Origin of the sequence: Pseudomonas sp. NBRC 111138 (genome assembly GCF_001320835.1) — a bacterium.
GTDB classification, from domain to species: Bacteria; Pseudomonadota; Gammaproteobacteria; order Pseudomonadales; family Pseudomonadaceae; genus Aquipseudomonas; species Aquipseudomonas paracarnis.
Genome location: NZ_BCBO01000018.1, coordinates 1 through 15,561 on the forward strand (window position 1 = coordinate 1; position 15,561 = coordinate 15,561).

At 62.6% G+C, this 15,561-nt stretch carries 13 protein-coding genes; 3 read left to right on the plus strand and 10 right to left on the minus strand.

Annotation, left to right across the window (positions count from 1 at the left end; genetic code table 11):
* Both APH41_RS03500 and APH41_RS03505 read left to right on the plus strand, forming a co-directional pair.
* A partial coding sequence (locus tag APH41_RS03500) for a substrate-binding domain-containing protein (RefSeq protein WP_054917453.1) occupies positions 1–635 on the plus strand: 635 nt, incomplete at its 5' end.
* A 58-nt stretch (positions 636–693) separates the two neighbouring features.
* The gene (locus APH41_RS03505; RefSeq protein ID WP_034128167.1) at positions 694–1,698 is read left to right on the plus strand and encodes a LacI family DNA-binding transcriptional regulator; all 1,005 of its coding nucleotides are present in this window, start codon (positions 694–696) and stop codon (positions 1,696–1,698) included.
* Here APH41_RS03505 and APH41_RS03510 read toward each other — a convergent pair.
* From APH41_RS03510 to APH41_RS03535, 6 genes are all read right to left on the minus strand, one after another.
* Positions 1,695–2,420, minus strand: a complete 726-nt coding sequence (locus APH41_RS03510) for an SDR family oxidoreductase (protein WP_034128168.1) — start codon at positions 2,418–2,420, stop codon at positions 1,695–1,697. The genes APH41_RS03505 and APH41_RS03510 overlap by 4 nt on opposite strands.
* 139 nt (positions 2,421–2,559) lie before the next feature.
* The gene (locus tag APH41_RS03515; protein WP_054917455.1) at positions 2,560–4,092 is read right to left on the minus strand and encodes an FGGY-family carbohydrate kinase; all 1,533 of its coding nucleotides are present in this window, start codon (positions 4,090–4,092) and stop codon (positions 2,560–2,562) included.
* 1 nt (position 4,093) lies between these two features.
* Positions 4,094–5,173, minus strand: a complete 1,080-nt coding sequence (locus APH41_RS03520) for an alcohol dehydrogenase catalytic domain-containing protein (RefSeq protein WP_054917456.1) — start codon at positions 5,171–5,173, stop codon at positions 4,094–4,096.
* Positions 5,174–5,198: 25 nt separating this feature from the next.
* The gene (locus tag APH41_RS03525; protein WP_054897444.1) at positions 5,199–6,191 is read right to left on the minus strand and encodes an ABC transporter permease; all 993 of its coding nucleotides are present in this window, start codon (positions 6,189–6,191) and stop codon (positions 5,199–5,201) included.
* Positions 6,157–7,665, minus strand: coding sequence for a sugar ABC transporter ATP-binding protein (locus APH41_RS03530; RefSeq protein WP_054917458.1), 1,509 nt, complete (start codon positions 7,663–7,665; stop codon positions 6,157–6,159). Before APH41_RS03530 ends, APH41_RS03525 begins: the two co-directional genes overlap by 35 nt.
* A 63-nt stretch (positions 7,666–7,728) precedes the next feature.
* Positions 7,729–8,652 carry a substrate-binding domain-containing protein gene (locus APH41_RS03535; protein WP_014719049.1) on the minus strand — a complete coding sequence of 308 codons (924 nt, stop codon included), beginning with the start codon at positions 8,650–8,652 and terminating at the stop codon, positions 7,729–7,731.
* A 330-nt stretch (positions 8,653–8,982) separates the two neighbouring features.
* On the opposite strand from APH41_RS03535, the gene APH41_RS03540 reads away from it, so the two are divergent.
* A complete protein-coding gene (locus APH41_RS03540) occupies positions 8,983–9,654 on the plus strand; it encodes a sterol desaturase family protein (RefSeq protein WP_054917460.1) in 672 nt (223 codons plus the stop codon).
* Positions 9,655–9,719: 65 nt separating this feature from the next.
* On the opposite strand, the gene APH41_RS03545 is transcribed toward APH41_RS03540, so the two are convergent.
* The 4 genes from APH41_RS03545 to APH41_RS03560 all read right to left on the minus strand — a co-directional run bounded on the left by APH41_RS03545 (position 9,720) and on the right by APH41_RS03560 (position 15,510).
* Positions 9,720–11,156 (minus strand): hypothetical protein, encoded by a 1,437-nt coding sequence (locus APH41_RS03545; RefSeq protein ID WP_054897425.1) that lies wholly within the window; start codon positions 11,154–11,156, stop codon positions 9,720–9,722.
* Between the two features lie 167 nt (positions 11,157–11,323).
* Positions 11,324–12,388: a lipocalin-like domain-containing protein gene (locus APH41_RS03550; RefSeq protein ID WP_054917462.1), complete on the minus strand. Its 1,065-nt coding sequence runs from the start codon at positions 12,386–12,388 to the stop codon at positions 11,324–11,326.
* Positions 12,378–14,840, minus strand: a complete 2,463-nt coding sequence (locus tag APH41_RS03555) for an FtsX-like permease family protein (RefSeq protein WP_054917464.1) — start codon at positions 14,838–14,840, stop codon at positions 12,378–12,380. Before APH41_RS03555 ends, APH41_RS03550 begins: the two co-directional genes overlap by 11 nt.
* A 1-nt stretch (position 14,841) precedes the next feature.
* Entirely contained in the window at positions 14,842–15,510 is a 669-nt protein-coding gene (locus APH41_RS03560) for an ABC transporter ATP-binding protein (RefSeq protein ID WP_020301318.1), read from the minus strand.
* Positions 15,511–15,561: the final 51 nt, after the last annotated feature.

The window sequence follows — 15,561 nt, forward strand, 5'->3', positions numbered from 1 at the left end:
CCGCCCGCCGTGACCTGCCATTGCCGGACGGCTATCGCAATGTGCTGCATATCGGCGGGGAGGTCAGCCTGTGCAACCCGTTGATGCTCGGCTGGGCCAAGGCGCTGCGCGAGCAGATACCGGGGCACGCCTTGCGCACCGAAGTGCGTGAAGGCGAATACCTGCTGCGCCAACTGGAGCTGGGTGTGCTCGACGCCGCCTTGGTGTTCCAGCCGCAATACTGGCCAGGCTTGCAGGTGGAGCAGGTGCTGGAAGAAAAACTGATTCTGGTGCAACTGGCGAGCAAACCCTCGCCCTACGTGTATATCGACTGGGGCCAGGGTTTTCGCCAGCAACACGACGCCGCCCTGCCCGACCGTGCGCGTGCCGCGCTGAGTTTCAACCTGGGGCCGCTGGCGTTGCAGTACATCCTGGAGAATGGCGGTGCTGGTTACTTCCGCACGCGGGTGGTGCAGAGCTACCTGGACAGCGGCGTCATGCAGCGCGTGGCCAAGGCGCCGGAATTCAGCTTTCCGACCTACCTTGTGTATTCGCGGGCGCGAGATTCAGCGGTGTTGCAGCAGGCTTTGGAACTGCTGCGCGAAGTGGTGAAGGCCGAAGGCGACTGGTCGCAACGCTGGGATCCGCTGATTTGAATCACTCTACGCTTGCGCGCATGCTAGCCTGCTGGTGTTTACTCTCGCAGTCTTACCGATGAACAAGAAAAAGTCCGTCACCATCAGCGACATTGCCAAACGGGTCGGCATGACCACCATTACGGTGTCCCGCGCTTTGAGCAAACCCGACCTGGTCAAACCCGCCACCCTGGCGCGCATCCTGGAAGTGGCACGCGAGCTGGACTACGTGCCCAACGCCTTCGCCCGCGGGCTCAAGCGCAGTGAAAGCCTGATCATCGGGGTCATCACCGCATCGGTAGACAACCCGTTCTACAGCGAGATGATCAAGGCGATTTCCCGCGAGGCGAAAAAGCACGGCTACACCATCATGCTGGTGGACACCGATGAGCTGGAAGAACTCGAAAGCAAGGCAGTCGATACCCTGCTGGGCTATCGCGTGGCGGGGATCATCCTGTCGCCGGTCTCCGACGAGCCGAGCTACCAGCCCGACTATCTGGAGCGCCTGGGCAACGGCAAGACCCCGGTGGTGCTGCTCGATCGCACGATCCACGACAGCCCGTTCAGCCGCGTGGTGCTCGACAACTACCACAGCGGCCTGCAAGCCGCGCACTACCTGTTACGCCAAACCCCGAACCTCAAGCGCCTGCTGGTGCTGACCGGCCCCGAGCACTCGCGTATCAGCGTGGAACGCCTCAAAGGCCTGCGGGAAGTGCTGGCCGCACACCCCGACATTCAGGTCGAGGTGCAAGCGGGCGACTACACGCTGATGCCGGCTTACCTGCATACCCTCGATTACCTGGCCGCACACTCGGCACCGGACGCGATCATGGGTTTCAACCAGTTGATCACCCTGGGCGCCCTGCGTGCGTTGCGTATGCATAACATCGCCCATGACAGCCTGACCATCTGCGGCATCGACCGCCTGCCCTTCGCCGATATCTTTGGCGTGCCGATTGCCTGCGTGGCCCACGACGCGTCCCTGGCCGGCAGCAGTGCGGTGCGCCTGCTGCTTGATCGCCTGCAAGACCCGCACAAGCCACGGGACAAAGTGGTCATCGCCGGGCAGTTGGAAAACGGCTAGCGGCTGGTGTAGCCGCCGTCCACAGGCAGGCTCACGCCACTGATCATGCTGGCCGCGTCGCTTAGCAAAAACAGCACCGGCAGCGCCACTTCCGCCGGTTGCGCAAAACGCCCCAAAGGAATCGCTGCCAGTGCCGGGTCGCGCTTGGCCGGGTCGGACCAGGCCATGGTCGCCATGGGCGTCAAGGTCACGGTGGGGTTGACGCTGTTGACGCGTATGCCAAAACGGCCCCACTCGGCGCATTGCACGCGGGTGATCGCATCCAGTGCAGCCTTGGAGGCGCAGTAGCTCAGGTGATCATCCAGCGCCACCAACGACGCCTGGCTGGAGACGTTGACGATGCTGCCGGCCATGTTCGCCTCGATCATCTTTGCCGCGACCCGGCTGGCCACTTGCGCAGCGGCGCGGGCGTTGACATGCATTACCTGGTCGAAGGCGTTGGCGCTGATGGCAGCGGCGGGCTCCAGGCGTGAGATACCGGCGCAGTTGACCAGGCCGTGCAGAGGCGGCAGGTCGTGCAGGGCGTTGTCGAGGGCGATGCTGTCAGCGATGTCCACGCACAGGGTGTGGCACCCCAATGCCGCCAACGCCTGGGCATCGCGACCGAGAGCGAAGACTTCAGCGCCGCTGGTGATCAGTTGCTGGGCAATTTCGCGACCGATGCCGCTGCTGGCACCGGTGACGAGGATGCGCTGGTACGAAAAATCGAAGGTGGTAGACATAAATAAAGATCTCAAAACCAATGAAGACCCACTGTGGGAGCTGGCTTGCCTGCGATAGCGGAGTGTCAGTCTCCTTATCGGGTGCTGATACACCGCTATCGCAGGCAAGCCAGCTCCCACAGTTTTGGACAGTGTTGAATCAGGTGGCTTGCAGGTTGTGCATGACTGGTTTCAGGGCTGGGTACAACTTCAGGTACTCGGCAAACGCCCGGTCATAGGTCATGACATTCTCCCGCTTGGGCTGCGCCCGCAATTGCAACTGCACCCAACCCGTGTCCATCTGCCCATCACTCACCAACCCCATCGTATGCGCCGCCAACAACGCCGCGCCCAGGGCTGCTTCTACCTCCTGCACGATCGTGTACACCGGGTAGCGTGTGACGTCGGCGATGATCTGCATCCACAGGTCCGAATGGCTCGCCCCGCCCACCACAATCAAGCGCGGGTCCAGGGAATGCGCGCCCTGGCTGCCCGCTTCGATATTGTGGCGCAGGGCAAAACTCACGCCCTCCAGCACCGCGCGGTACAGGTGAAAGCGGCTGTGGTAGAGGTTGAGCCCGACAAAACTGCCGCTGGCGCGGTCATCCCACACCGGGCTGCGCTCGCCCATCAAGTAAGGCAAAAACACCACGCCTTCGCTGCCTGCCGGAATCTTCATCGCGCTCTGCTCCAGCAGCGCCAGGCTGTCTTGCCCCGTGGCCTGGGCCTGCTGTTCTTCGGCCTGGCAGAACTGCTCGCGAAACCAGCTGACCGAGGCCCCGGCGGTGATCGCACCGCCGAAGATGTACAGGTCGCGGTGGCCGTTGTAGACATGGGGCATGCTCACCAAACCGTGGCGCGCATCCACCTGCTGGTTCAGGTAGCCCCAGCACATGCTGGTGCCGATCATCGCCACATGATTGCCTGGCTGAGTGACACCCGCCGCCAGGGTCGCCATGGCCGCGTCCACGCCCCCAGCGAGGATCGGCGTGCCCGCCTGCAAGCCCAGGCGTGCGGCCCAGTCTGCAAGCAAACCACCCACCACCTCGCCGGAATACAGCAACCGCTCGGGCATCATCGACTGCGCGATACCCAACGCCTCCAGCATCTCGCCTGACCAGTTGCGCGCCGCCACGTCGTAGACACCGCCGATATTCCCGGCGCTGCTGTGGTCCACCGCCAACTCGCCGGTCAGGCACCAATTGATGTAGCTGTTGGGCGGCAACAGGTAACGGGTATTCGCCCACACCTGAGGCTGGTGCTGCTTGAGCCAGAGCATCTTGGTGAAGCCGTAGTAGCTGTCCACCGAATTGCCGGTGATGGCGAACAAGCGCTCCAGGTCCACATGCTCACGCACCCAGGCCACCTGCTCGCCGGCGCGGCGGTCCATCCAGATCAGGCACGGGTGCAGCGGCGTCATCTGCGCATCCACGGCAATGCCCGAACCACCGTACAAACTGCTGATGCACAGCGCCTTGACCTGCGGCGCCGGTACCCCGGCCTTGGCCATGCACTGGGCCACGCACGTTTCGACAGCATCCAGCCACACCTGCGGCCACTGCTCGGCCCAGCGCACTTTCGGGGTGTCCACCCGGTAGCCTTGGCTATGCTGGGCGATGATCGTGCCTTGGGCATCCACCAGCAGCGCCTTGGTGCTCTGGGTGCCAATGTCTACACCGATGACGTAGTCCATCTCAGAGCACCGGCTTCAACAGCACCTTGATCGACTTGGTCGAGTTGGCCAGTTCAAACGCTTGGGCCCAGTCGTCCAGCGGGAAATCATGGGTGACGATGCCTTGGGAGGTGACCAGGCCACGCTCGAACAGGTCGATGGCGATCGGGTAGCAATACGGGCCCAGGTGCGCGCCGCGCACGTCGAGCTCCTTGCGGTCGCCGATGATCGACCAGTCCACGCTGGTCTCGGCGCCAAACACGCTGAACTCGACAAAACGCCCGAGCTTGCGGATCAGGTCCAGGCCCTGGGTGACGCCGGCCGGTACGCCGGTGGTTTCGATATAGACGTCGCAGCCGTAGTTGTCCGTCAGCCCGTTGATGATCTCGCGAGCGTTGTCACGGGCGGGGTTGATCACCACATCGGCGCCGAATTTTTTCGCCAGCTCCAGGCGTTCATCGACCATGTCGATCACCACCAGTTTTTTCGGGGTCTTCAGCGCGGCGACCTGGACCATGCACAGGCCCAGGGTGCCCGCGCCGGCAATCACCACCACGTCGTCGAGCTGGATATCGCCACGGTTGACGGTATGGATCGAGCAGGCCATCGGCTCCACCAGCGCCGAGTCTTCCAGGGACACCGACTCAGGGATCTTGTGCACGATGGCGGTCTTGGGAATGCGCATGTATTGGGCCATGCCGCCTTCGGCCACTTCGCGCTGGAAGCCGAAGATGTTGTGCACTTCGCACATCCAGTATTTGCCTGATTTGCAGAAGCGGCACTTGCCACACGGCACGATCTGTTCGGCGATGACCTTGTCACCGACCTTGACCTCAAAGTGCTCCTCGGCGCCCTCGCCGGCTTCGACCACGTAGCCGAAAAATTCGTGGCCCGGTATTACCGGCGCCTTGACCCAGGGGTTGTCGCCGCCCCAGAACATCGCCGCGCCCGAGTGGCACTTGCAGTCACTGGCGCAGATGCCGCAGGCGGCGATACGGATCACCAGCTCATTGGCACGCGCCTGGGGTTTGCCGATGCGCTCCAGGCGGTAGTCTTTCGGGCCGTGGCAGACGACGGCTTGCATGTGAGTGTGCTTGTCCATGTGTTCGGTCCTGTGTAGTGAGGTATTAACGATGGCGCTGACGGCTGATGAAAATCGCCAGCAAGATGATCCCGCCCTTGATCACGCTCTGGACGTAGGGCGACACGCCAAGCATGTTCAAACCGTTGTTCAACACGCCCAGCAGCATGGCGCCGAGCAAGGTGCCGATGATCACTCCGCGGCCGCCGGCAATCGACGCACCACCCAGTACCACGGCGGCAATCGCATCCAGCTCGAACGACACGCCGGCATTCGGCTGGCCGCTCATCAAGCGCGAGGTGAGCACCAGCCCGGCAATCGCGGCGGTGAAGCCGCTGATGCCGTACACCAGCAGCTTGAAACGCGCCGCTCGCACCCCGGACAAGCGCACCGCTTCTTCATTGCCGCCGATGGCGTAGATGTAGCGGCCGATGCGGGTGTGTTGCAGCAGCACATAGGCCGCCAGGTAGGTGATCAGCATGATCAGGATCGGCACCTGCAGGCCAAACACACTGGCGCGACCGAAGAACGCGAACCACTCTGGCAAGCCGGAAATCGGGTAGCCGTCGGTGTACATCAGCCCGAACCCGCGGGCGATGCCCATGGTCGCCAGGGTGACGATGATCGGCGGCATATGCAGGTACGCCACGAACAGCCCGTTGCCGATGCCGAAGGCCACGCCCACCAGCAGCCCGGCGCCAATCGCCAGGCCCGGCGGCAACCCGGCGACCATCAGCCCGGCGGTCAAGGTGCCGGACAACGCCATCACCGGCCCCACCGACAAGTCGATGCCACCGGTGAGAATCACGCAGGTCATGCCCACCGCGATGATTGCGTTGATCGACACCTGGCGGGCGATGTTGGAGAGATTGCTGGCAGTGAGGAAGGTGTCACTGGCGAGGATCATCACCAGGGTCACCACCACCAGCCCGACAAAGGGATAAAACGCCGGCGAACGCAGCAGCCGCGCCAGGTTCAGGCGCAAGCGGCCGGTGCCGGCGGTGTTAATGGACGTATTCACTTGAGCCCCCTGTTGCATGGCGCATGACCTCTTGAGGATTGACGGCGGACGCTTCCAGTACCTTGACGATGGCGCCCTTGTGGAACACGGCGACGCGGTCGCACATGCCGATGACTTCGGGCAGCTCGGAGGAAATCATGATGATCGCGTAGCCCTGTTCGGTGAGGCTGCGCATCAACGCGTAGATCTGCGCCTTGGCACCCACGTCGATACCGCGTGTGGGTTCGTCGAACACCAGCACGTCGCAGTGGTGGTTGATCCAGCGGGCGATCACGACTTTTTGCTGGTTGCCGCCGCTGAGGTTCACCACAAGGCTTTCGCCACTGGGTGCCTTGATCGACAGCTGGCGCATCAGCGCTTCGACGCTGGCGCACTCGCGGGCCTTGTCGATCAGGCCCGAGGCGTGCTGATACTTGGGCAAATTGTTCAGCGAGATATTTTCGCGAATGCTGAAGGCGGTGATCAGCCCTTCGCTCTTACGGCTTTCCGGTAGCAGGCCAATGCCGTGGGCCAGGGCTTGGGCCGGGTCGTCGAGGCTGACTTTTTCCCCGCGCAGCCACACGTCTTTGCTCACCGTGGGCAGCGCGCCCATCATGCCCAGGGCCAGCTCGGTGCGGCCCGAGCCCACCAGGCCGGCGAAGCCCAGGATCTCGCCCTTGTGCACATTGAAACGGTTGTGGGGGCCGTTGCGCACCAGCTGGATATCCTTGACCTCCAGCAGCAACGGGCCGCGTGCGGTAGTGGGTTTAGGCGGAAAACTGCACTCCAGGCGGCGGCCGACCATCATCTCGACCAAGTGATCGATATCGCTGTCGGCCACTTCGGTAACGCCTGCATTGCTGCCGTCGCGCAGCACGCTGATGCGGTCGCAGACCTGGAAAATCTCTTCCAGGTGGTGCGAGATAAAAATCACCGCCACGCCCTGGCGCTTGAGTTCGCGCATGATGCCGAACAGCAACTCGGCCTCACTGGGGGTCAGCGTCGCGGTTGGCTCATCGAGCACCAGCAGGCGTGCGTCCAAAGCCAGGGCCTTGGCGATTTCGACAAACTGCTGCTCGGCCACGCTCAGGTGCTTGACCGCGCAGTGCAGATCGATGCTGACCCCGAGGCGCTCGAACAACGCCTGCGCCGCCTCGGCCATTTCGCGTTTGCGCAACAGGCCGAAGCGGTTGCTCAGCTCATGGCCAAGGAAGATATTTTCTACCGCCGTGAGGTAGGGAATCAGGCTGAATTCCTGGAACACAATGCCAATCCCGGCGGCAATCGCATCCCGATAGGTCGCAAATTTTCGGGCCTGCCCGTCGATAAAAATTTGCCCTTCGTCCTGATGTTCGACACCGCCCAGAATCTTCATCAGGGTGGATTTGCCCGCGCCATTTTCCCCGAGCAAGGCGTGGATTTCGCCGCGCTCCACTTGCAGGTTGATGGCCTTGAGGGCCTGCACCCCCGGGTAACGCTTACAGATGTTTTCCAGCTTCAGAAGACTGCTCATACCGCCGACCTCGCACTCAGAAGGAAGACCTGGGCCCCACGAACTACGCGGGGCCTGGGGGGGTTACCAGCTGAAGTCCTTGGCCTTGGCCTGGTCGATCAGGGTGATGTCCACCGGCACGCTGGCCGGTACTTGGGCGCCCCACTTCTTGGCCAGGGCGATGCCCAGGGCTAGGCGGATCTGGTCGCGGGGGTATTGGGCCGAGGTGGCGATGAAATGGCTGCCGGGTTTCTGGATCGCCTTGATCGCTTCCGGCGCACCGTCGACGCTGACCAGCTTCACGTCCATGCCGCTGGCTTCGATAGCCGACAGCGCGCCGAGAGAGCCATTGTCATTCACGCTGAAAATGCCCTTGAGGGTAGGCTGGGCCTGCAACATGTTTTCGGTGACGGTGAGGGCCTGATCGCGTTCCTGTTTGCCGTTCTGGATGCTGACGATCTTGATGTCCGGGTGCTTGGCCACCGCCTCTTTGCAGCCGCGCACACGTTCGAGGATCGGCACCACGGCGATGCCGTCAAGGATAGCGATATTGCCTTTGTCACCGATGGTTTTAGCCAGGTACTCACAGGCCTGGAAACCGGCGTCGAAGTTCTTCGACCCCACGAATGAATCCAACGGGCCATCTGCCTGGGCATCCACCGCCACCACTACGACACCGGCAGCATGGGCCGACTTGACAGCCGATTGCACACCGACGGAATCAGTGGGGTTGATCAGCAGGATGTCGATGCCCTTTTGCAGCATGTCTTCGACATCACTGACCTGCTTGGACACGTCGTGGCGGGCGTCGGTGATGATCAACTTGGCACCGATGGTGGCGCCGGCTTCTTCCAGGGCGTTTTTCATGGTGACGAAATAGGGGTTGTTGATTTCCTGGAACGAGGCGCCGATGCGGATGGGCTTGGCAGCGTCGGCAAACGCGGGGGTCGCGCTGCCCAGGGTGATGCTGGCAGCCAGTAAACACAGGGTTTTCGGGAGCATTTTCATGGCGTGGGTCTCTGTTTTGTTTTTATTTTTAGAGCAAATGTTATCGTTAACATTTTGCCAGAAACTAACAAGTAATTCAGACCTGTGCAAGCCTCCACTGGTCGGTCTCGGGCAAAAATATGGGAGCTGGCTTGCCCTCCGGTTGTAGGAGCGAGCTTGCTCGCGAAAAACTCACAGGCGCCGCGTTTATTCAGAAGCCCGCGTTATCGTTGACATTTTTCGCGAGCAAGCTCGCTCCTACAGGGGGGATGAGGTGGTCAGTAAAAACTCGCACATCCGCTTACGCCAACTAAGCTCAGCCTCAAATAAAAACACAGCGAGCAGCCGGCCATGCCCCACCCGACCGAGACTTTCCGCGACCGTTACCGCGCAAGCGTCAACCCGCGTTACAACCCCTGGCTGCACGCCGCATTCGTGCTTGGCTACGGCATCGCCTGCATCACGCTGGCCTGGTCCTCCACCGCCGATATCACCGCCCTGCAGTGGCTGACCGTGCCCCTGACCCTGCTGTTCTTCAACCTGTGCATCTACCTCGTGCACCGCCACCTGGGCCATCACAAACATGCATTCGCCCGGCTGTTTTACGCACGCCACACCGGCGATCACCACAGCTTCTTCACCCCCGGCCACATGACCTACGACAGCCCTCGGGACTGGCGCGTCATCCTGTTTCCAGCCTGGCTGATCATGCTGCACAGCCTGGCCATCACCCTTCCCGCCTGGTGGCTGCTCAGCCAACTGAGCACCAACGTTGCCGGGTTGTTTGCAGGCTGCATGATCCTTGGCTACCTGCTCTACGAAGTGTTCCATGCCTGCGAACACCTGCCTGCCGAACACCCGGTGGCACGCCTGCCATGGATTCGCCAGATGCACCGCCTGCATGCCCTGCATCACCGTCGTGAGCTGATGCAGGGGCGTAACTTCAATATCGTGCTGCCGTTGATGGACTATTTGTTTGGCACTTTGTATTGGGAGCCGCGTTCTCACGATAGCCAGAAATGATCAGGAAAAAGCCACAAAAAAGGGGCAGCCTCTAGAGGCCGCCCCTTCTACTTCACATCACGCTGTCAGTGGATGATGTCCTGAGTGCAGATATGCCCCAGGCTGACGTATTGCACATTCTCACCGCCAACGCCCACACCAGGGAACTCAGCCAGCTCAATGCGCCAGCCACCCTCGTTGTAGGTGGTACGCCACTTGTACGGCACACCAGTGCTGCTGTCGTTGATCACCGTTGTGTAGTCACCGAAGCACGTACCGATATTAGCCGTGGCCTCTGATACACCCGCGCTGTTGGTAGTCGCTTTGTAGTCAACCCAACGGTAGTTCAAGTCGACGAAGTGGTTATCGACGCGCAATACCGGCGTGACCCCCAGCAGCGGCGCGCCGGTGGAGTCCGACCATTGGGTCGACCAGTTCAACAGCCGAGCGGTTTGCGTGGCCAGCCACACTTCCGTCACCCGCACGATGTTGTCACCTTTGACACTGCTGGTGTTCAAGCGCGGTGTGGAACCCAGGCTCAGTTGGTAATACTTGCTCGGGTCCTGCGCCACCGCCGGGTTGGCCCGTACACGCACCTTCACCGTGGTGCCCGGCGCGACGCTCGGGTAGGTCGAGGTAGAACCGGCCGGCACGGTGACCCAGTTGGCGCCATCAAAGCGGTCGAAGATCCACTGGTTTCGGCTGCCGTTCTCGTCGCCCGCCAGGTACATACTCACGCTTTGGCCACGGACCGCCGTGAAGTCGAAGTAATCGACATCGTTGGCGCTGTCGAGATTGCCGCTGACCTTGTTCATCGAATCGGGCAATACGAACGCGGTTTGCGCGCTGTCGTTGGGCTCGAACGCGTCGATGTTGCTGTCCACCGCCACGCCGAAACTGAACTGCGCGTTATCCGCGACCTTGGCCACCATGTACCAGTAGTAGTCGCCGGCCGGCAGCACACCGTTGAGGTATTCATCGGCATTGCCTGCGGCATCCGACGAACCGACCACACTCAGGTTGCCCTGGCCGTCATCCTGAAACAGGGTCAGCGACATATCCGCGCCTGCACTCTGGTTGACCAGTTGCACCTGCACTCGTGCGTTCTGCGGCAGGTTGAAGTGGTAGGCAAACTCGTTACCGGCCTGCACCGCATCGACGGTGTAAAGCGTGTTGATATCCAGGGTTGGAAACAGCGGTTCAAACGCCGCGATAGCCGCACCTTTCAACGCGCCTTGCGCCGGCTTTTTCAACTCACTCACCACGCTGTCGAACGGCTCGGACTTGAGGGATCGGGTCACGGCCTTGGACTGACCAGACTTGGCCACCAGCAGTTTTTTCTTGAGTTCGGTCGAAACCTTCGAGGCGTCCAGCTTGCCGCCGGACTTGAGCGCTTTGTTCACGGCCTGCTTGACCGCTTCGGCACTGAGTTTCGCAGGCGCTTGATCAGCCAGGGCAAAGGCCGAAACGAAGCAGGAGGCCATCATGGCCGCGCCTAGCATAAAGGCTTTTTTCGATTTCATTTTTTATCCATCCATAGTTAAAAAATTGAAGCTCAGGTAACCGGTGACATCCGGTCACCTGGGATGGACTGTAGGATAAGACTGTATGCATGTACAGTATTTTTTTTGAAAAGCCTGTACGAGTATTACCCGTCGAGTCGTAGGGCAAAACTACCCTGCTATACCCCCTAATACCCCGTCATCTCCAAATACCCCACCCCACCCTCAAACCGCACCGGCCCTTCCCAGTACGGTATACCCAGGTCCATCCACGCCTTCGGGTTGACGGCCTCGGTGGTGATGTCCAGCTGTTTGCCGGGAATTTTCAGCGACCAGCGTGTGGGAATGTTGCGCCCGTCGATGGCCGTGGTGGTCAGCGGTGTGAGTTGGATATCGCTGTTGTGCAAGGTCTCGGTGTGGCCCTGGGCGTCGATCCAGGTGCCGGTGAGGTAACCGTCGCTGTCTTTCTGCCGCACGCGAAACAGCATCAGCTGCGCGCCGCGGTCCAGATGCAGGGAGAACCAGTCCCAGCCGGTCTGGCTGGCGGCAAGGGGTTGGCTGCTCCATTCGCGGTCGAGCCAGGCTGGGCCGCTGACCTGGTAGGTGTGGCCGTCGAGGTTGACGCTGCCGCTGGCGGTGAAAAACGGCTGGCTGTAGTAGTACGACGCCTGGCCCTGGTCGGATTTGCGGCTGTAGCCATGGTCGCCTTGCAGCACCAGCGGGCGGCTGGAAGTCAGGTGCAGGTCGTAGGCAAATTGCGCGCCACTGGCCTTGAGTTGCATGTCAGCCAGGGGGCTGGCGGCGCCGGGGCGGCTGGCGAAGTTCCAGTCGTCGATCCAGGCGTTGAACGGCTCTGCCTGGGCCCCGGCTTGCCCCACGCCACCCCGGGCCAGGCGTTCGGCGGCGTAGTGGCGGGTGGCGGAGGTGACGGCGGCGTGGCCGAGCCACACGGTTGAATCGCGCCAGCCCGGTTGGACGGGGCCGGCCTTCAATGCGTGGCGAAACAGCGTCCATTGCACGCCGAAGACATTGCCCTGGGCATCCTTGAGGTTGGCCGTGACGTACCACCATTCGATACGAAAGCCGTCGTGGGGCCCGTGGTCCTCGGGGAAACTGAAGACTTTGCCGGGCACCACCTGGGCAAAGTCCGCCGCATCGCTGCCCAGCCCGGCGAAACTGTCCTCGGGTGCGGGCGCCTGGTCGCAGCCGCTCAGTAGTAACCAGGCGATGCACGCCAATGCCTTAATCTTCATGGGCGAACGTCCTCAACAAATCCGCCGGACGGCTGCGGTACAACTGCCATAAGGGCCAGGCCGACGCGAGCAAGGTGGCAAGCATCGCCAGCCCCAGCAATTGCGCAAGCTGCCCGGGGAATACCTGCAGCGGCAGGCGCCAGCCGAAGGCCTGCACGTTGATCACCGCATCCAGGCACCACGCCAGCAACAGCCCCAGCGGCAACGCCAGGATCAACGTGAGTACCGCCAGCAGCCAGGTCTGGCCGAGGTTGAGCAGCATCAATTGTCGGCGCGTCACGCCCAGCGCCCACAACGGCGCGAGTTGGCCGAGTCGGCTTTGGCTCTGGGTCAGCAGGCTGATGAACAGCGCCACGCCGGCGACGCCAAGGGTCAGGCTGTTCAACGCGGCGGTGGCAGCGAAGGTGCGTTCGAAGACCTGGCTGGACCACCCCTTGAGTTGCTGTTGGTCGACGATGCGGCTGTCTTCCAGGGCGAACTCACGCTGCACTTCACGGATCAGCGACGGCACGTCGGCAGGCGCTACCCGCAGGTTGAAGCGTGCCGGTGAGAGCGTCGGCCAATGCGCCAACAGGTGCCGGGCATTGACCAGCAGATGGCCCTTGGGGTTGCCGTAGTCGGCGTAGATGCCGACGATCTTCGGCGCCCAGGTGCCCTGCGGGGTGGGGATGGAAACCGTGTCGCCCAGTTGCACCTTCAGGCGTCGCGCCAGTTGTTCGCTGAGCATCAGGCTGTCGTCTTGCAGCAAGCGGTCCCAGGGCGCGTCCACCGCCTCCAGCAGCGGCCAGTGTTGACGATAAGTGGGGTTGTCGACCACGCCGAACACCTCCGCGGGCCAGCCTTGCAGTTGCACCGCCACCTGCCACGCGGGCAGTACGGCCTGCACCAGGGGCTGGCGGGTCAACCACGTCGTCAGTTGCTCGGCCTGCTGCGGATTTTGCGGGTTGAGGTACAGCTCGGCAGTGAGGCGTTGCTCCAACCAATGGGTGAAGGTCTGGCGAAAGCCCGAGGTCATGGAGCCGGCGCCGATATTCGCCGCCAGGGCCAACAGCAACGCCATCAGCGCCAGGCTCAAGGCCGGCAGTTGCTGGCGGCAATCGGCCAGGAACCACTGGCCCAGTACCGAGCGACTACGCCCCAGCACGGCTTTCAATAACTCATTGAGCAGCACCGGTAGTGCCAATGCCGCGCCCAACAGCAAGGCCGCCATCAGCACAAACCCGGCGGCCAGGCTATCGCCCAGCCACAGCGCCAATAACGCGATCGCCAGGGCCGCGGACGCCACCCACCCCTGGCGCCGCAGCCAGCGCCCATGGGCTTGATGCCAGGCTTGGGCGTTGGCCAGCGCCAGTAACGGCAAACGCGCTGCGCGCCACAGGCTGCTGGCTCCGGCGAGCAACGCGCCGAGCAGGCTCACGCCCAGGCCGGCCAGCCACCACCAGGGGCTCAAGTTCAATTGGCCGGCGACTTCGGCGCCGTACAGGCCGCGCAAACTGGCGGCGACATCCGGCAGCAACAGGCTGGCCAGCAGGTAGCCGCTGGCGATACCGAGCACACCGCTCAACACCGCCAAAGCGCCCAATTCGACGCCCAGGCTCAGGATCAGCATGCGTGCGCTGACTCCACAAGCGCGCAAGGTTCGCAGCAGACCACGGCGCTGTTCCAGGGCCAGGCCGATGGCCGCATGCACGATAAACAGCCCCACCACAAAGGATAAAAAACCCACCGCATCCAGGTTCAGGTGAAAGCTTTCGGTGAGGCGTGACAGGTTGCTGTCCTCGCCCTGCTTGAGTTGCAACGCGGCGGGTGGCGTGGGGTGGTGGGCGGCGAAGGTGTTGTCCAACAGTAGGCGCGACAGGCGCCCAGGCATGTTGAGCAGGGGTTGGGCAAAGCCGATATCGGTCAGCAGCAGGCCGGGCGCCATATCGGCCTGTACCTGCAACGGTGGCAGGCGTTGCCCGGTGGACGTCAGCGGCTGCTCGCCCGCCTGCAACCCCAGCGCCTCTAACGTTTGCGCAGCGACCCAGGTACGCCCCGGCGGCTCGAAAAACGCCAGCATCTGCGCCTGGCTCAAGCGTTGCCCCGCCACGCTGCCGCTGCCGGGTAACGACACCGGGTCGATGCCCATCAGTTGCAGACGCTGCTGCTCACGCCCCTGGAGCACCACCCGCCCCTGCACCACCGGGGATACCGGCCAGCCGGCGCGGCGCAGCTCGGCAAACAGTGCCTGGGGGAAACTGGCGGCGTCCGGCGCAACCAGGCTGGCTTGGGGTTCTCCACCGATCAATTGGCTGGCACGTGCGTAGCTGTCCCGCGCCTGGCTGTTGAGGGCCTGCACGCCGGTCAGTAGCGCGGTGGCCAGCCACAGGCCGGTGAGCACGCTGGAAAATTGCACCGGATGACGCCGCCAGTGGCTCAGCAACGCGCGCAGCGTCCAGTAAAACAGCGCCATCTCAGCGAGCGTCCATCGGCACGACACGCCCACGGTGCAGCACCACTTGCCGGTCAAGCCGTGCGGCTAGGCGCGGGCTGTGGGTGACCATCAGCAGGCTGGTGGGGCTGTCCCGCAGCAGGTCCAACAGCAGTTGCAGCACTTCATCGCTGGTAGCTTCGTCGAGGTTGCCGGTGGGTTCGTCAGCCAGCAACAAACCCGGCCGCGAGGCCAGCGCCCGCCCGACGGCAACCCGTTGCTGCTGGCCACCGGAGAGTTGCTCGGGGTAACGCCGGAGCAAGTCGCCCAGCCCCAGACGCTCCACCAATTGCGCTTGCCAGTGCGGGTCGAAACGCCCCGCCAGCCGCGCCTGGAACGCCAGGTTGTCTTCCACGCGCAAGCTGCCGATCAGGTTGAACTGCTGGAAGACCAGGCCGATTTGCGTGCGGCGCCAATGGGCCAGTTGCCCTTCGTTGAGTTGGTCAAGGCGTTGCTCGCCGATGCGGATGCTGCCAGCGTCCACTCGGTCCAACCCAGCCACCAGGTGCAGCAAGGTGCTTTTGCCACTGCCCGATTCGCCCATCAGCGCCAGGCTGCTGCGTTCACCCAGGTGCAGGTCGACGCCAGCCAGAACGGTCAGCGGGCCTTGCGGGGTCGCGTAGTTTTTAACAACACCTTGCACCTGCAACATAAGAACGCTCATCTGAAGGACCAGCAATGAGAATAACGGCTGACGCTCGTG

Bases quoted from the DNA above. Each gene is read 5' to 3' on its own strand.
- APH41_RS03505 (WP_034128167.1), top strand. From the start codon at position 694: ATGAACAAGAAAAAGTCCGTCACCATCAGCGACATTGCCAAACGGGTC.
- APH41_RS03510 (WP_034128168.1), bottom strand. From the start codon at position 2,420: ATGTCTACCACCTTCGATTTTTCGTACCAGCGCATCCTCGTCACCGGT.
- APH41_RS03515 (WP_054917455.1), bottom strand. From the start codon at position 4,092: ATGGACTACGTCATCGGTGTAGACATTGGCACCCAGAGCACCAAGGCG.
- APH41_RS03520 (WP_054917456.1), bottom strand. From the start codon at position 5,173: ATGGACAAGCACACTCACATGCAAGCCGTCGTCTGCCACGGCCCGAAA.
- APH41_RS03525 (WP_054897444.1), bottom strand. From the start codon at position 6,191: ATGCAACAGGGGGCTCAAGTGAATACGTCCATTAACACCGCCGGCACC.
- APH41_RS03530 (WP_054917458.1), bottom strand. From the start codon at position 7,665: ATGAGCAGTCTTCTGAAGCTGGAAAACATCTGTAAGCGTTACCCGGGG.
- APH41_RS03535 (WP_014719049.1), bottom strand. From the start codon at position 8,652: ATGAAAATGCTCCCGAAAACCCTGTGTTTACTGGCTGCCAGCATCACC.
- APH41_RS03540 (WP_054917460.1), top strand. From the start codon at position 8,983: ATGCCCCACCCGACCGAGACTTTCCGCGACCGTTACCGCGCAAGCGTC.
- APH41_RS03545 (WP_054897425.1), bottom strand. From the start codon at position 11,156: ATGAAATCGAAAAAAGCCTTTATGCTAGGCGCGGCCATGATGGCCTCC.
- APH41_RS03550 (WP_054917462.1), bottom strand. From the start codon at position 12,388: ATGAAGATTAAGGCATTGGCGTGCATCGCCTGGTTACTACTGAGCGGC.
- APH41_RS03555 (WP_054917464.1), bottom strand. From the start codon at position 14,840: ATGGCGCTGTTTTACTGGACGCTGCGCGCGTTGCTGAGCCACTGGCGG.
- APH41_RS03560 (WP_020301318.1), bottom strand. From the start codon at position 15,510: ATGTTGCAGGTGCAAGGTGTTGTTAAAAACTACGCGACCCCGCAAGGC.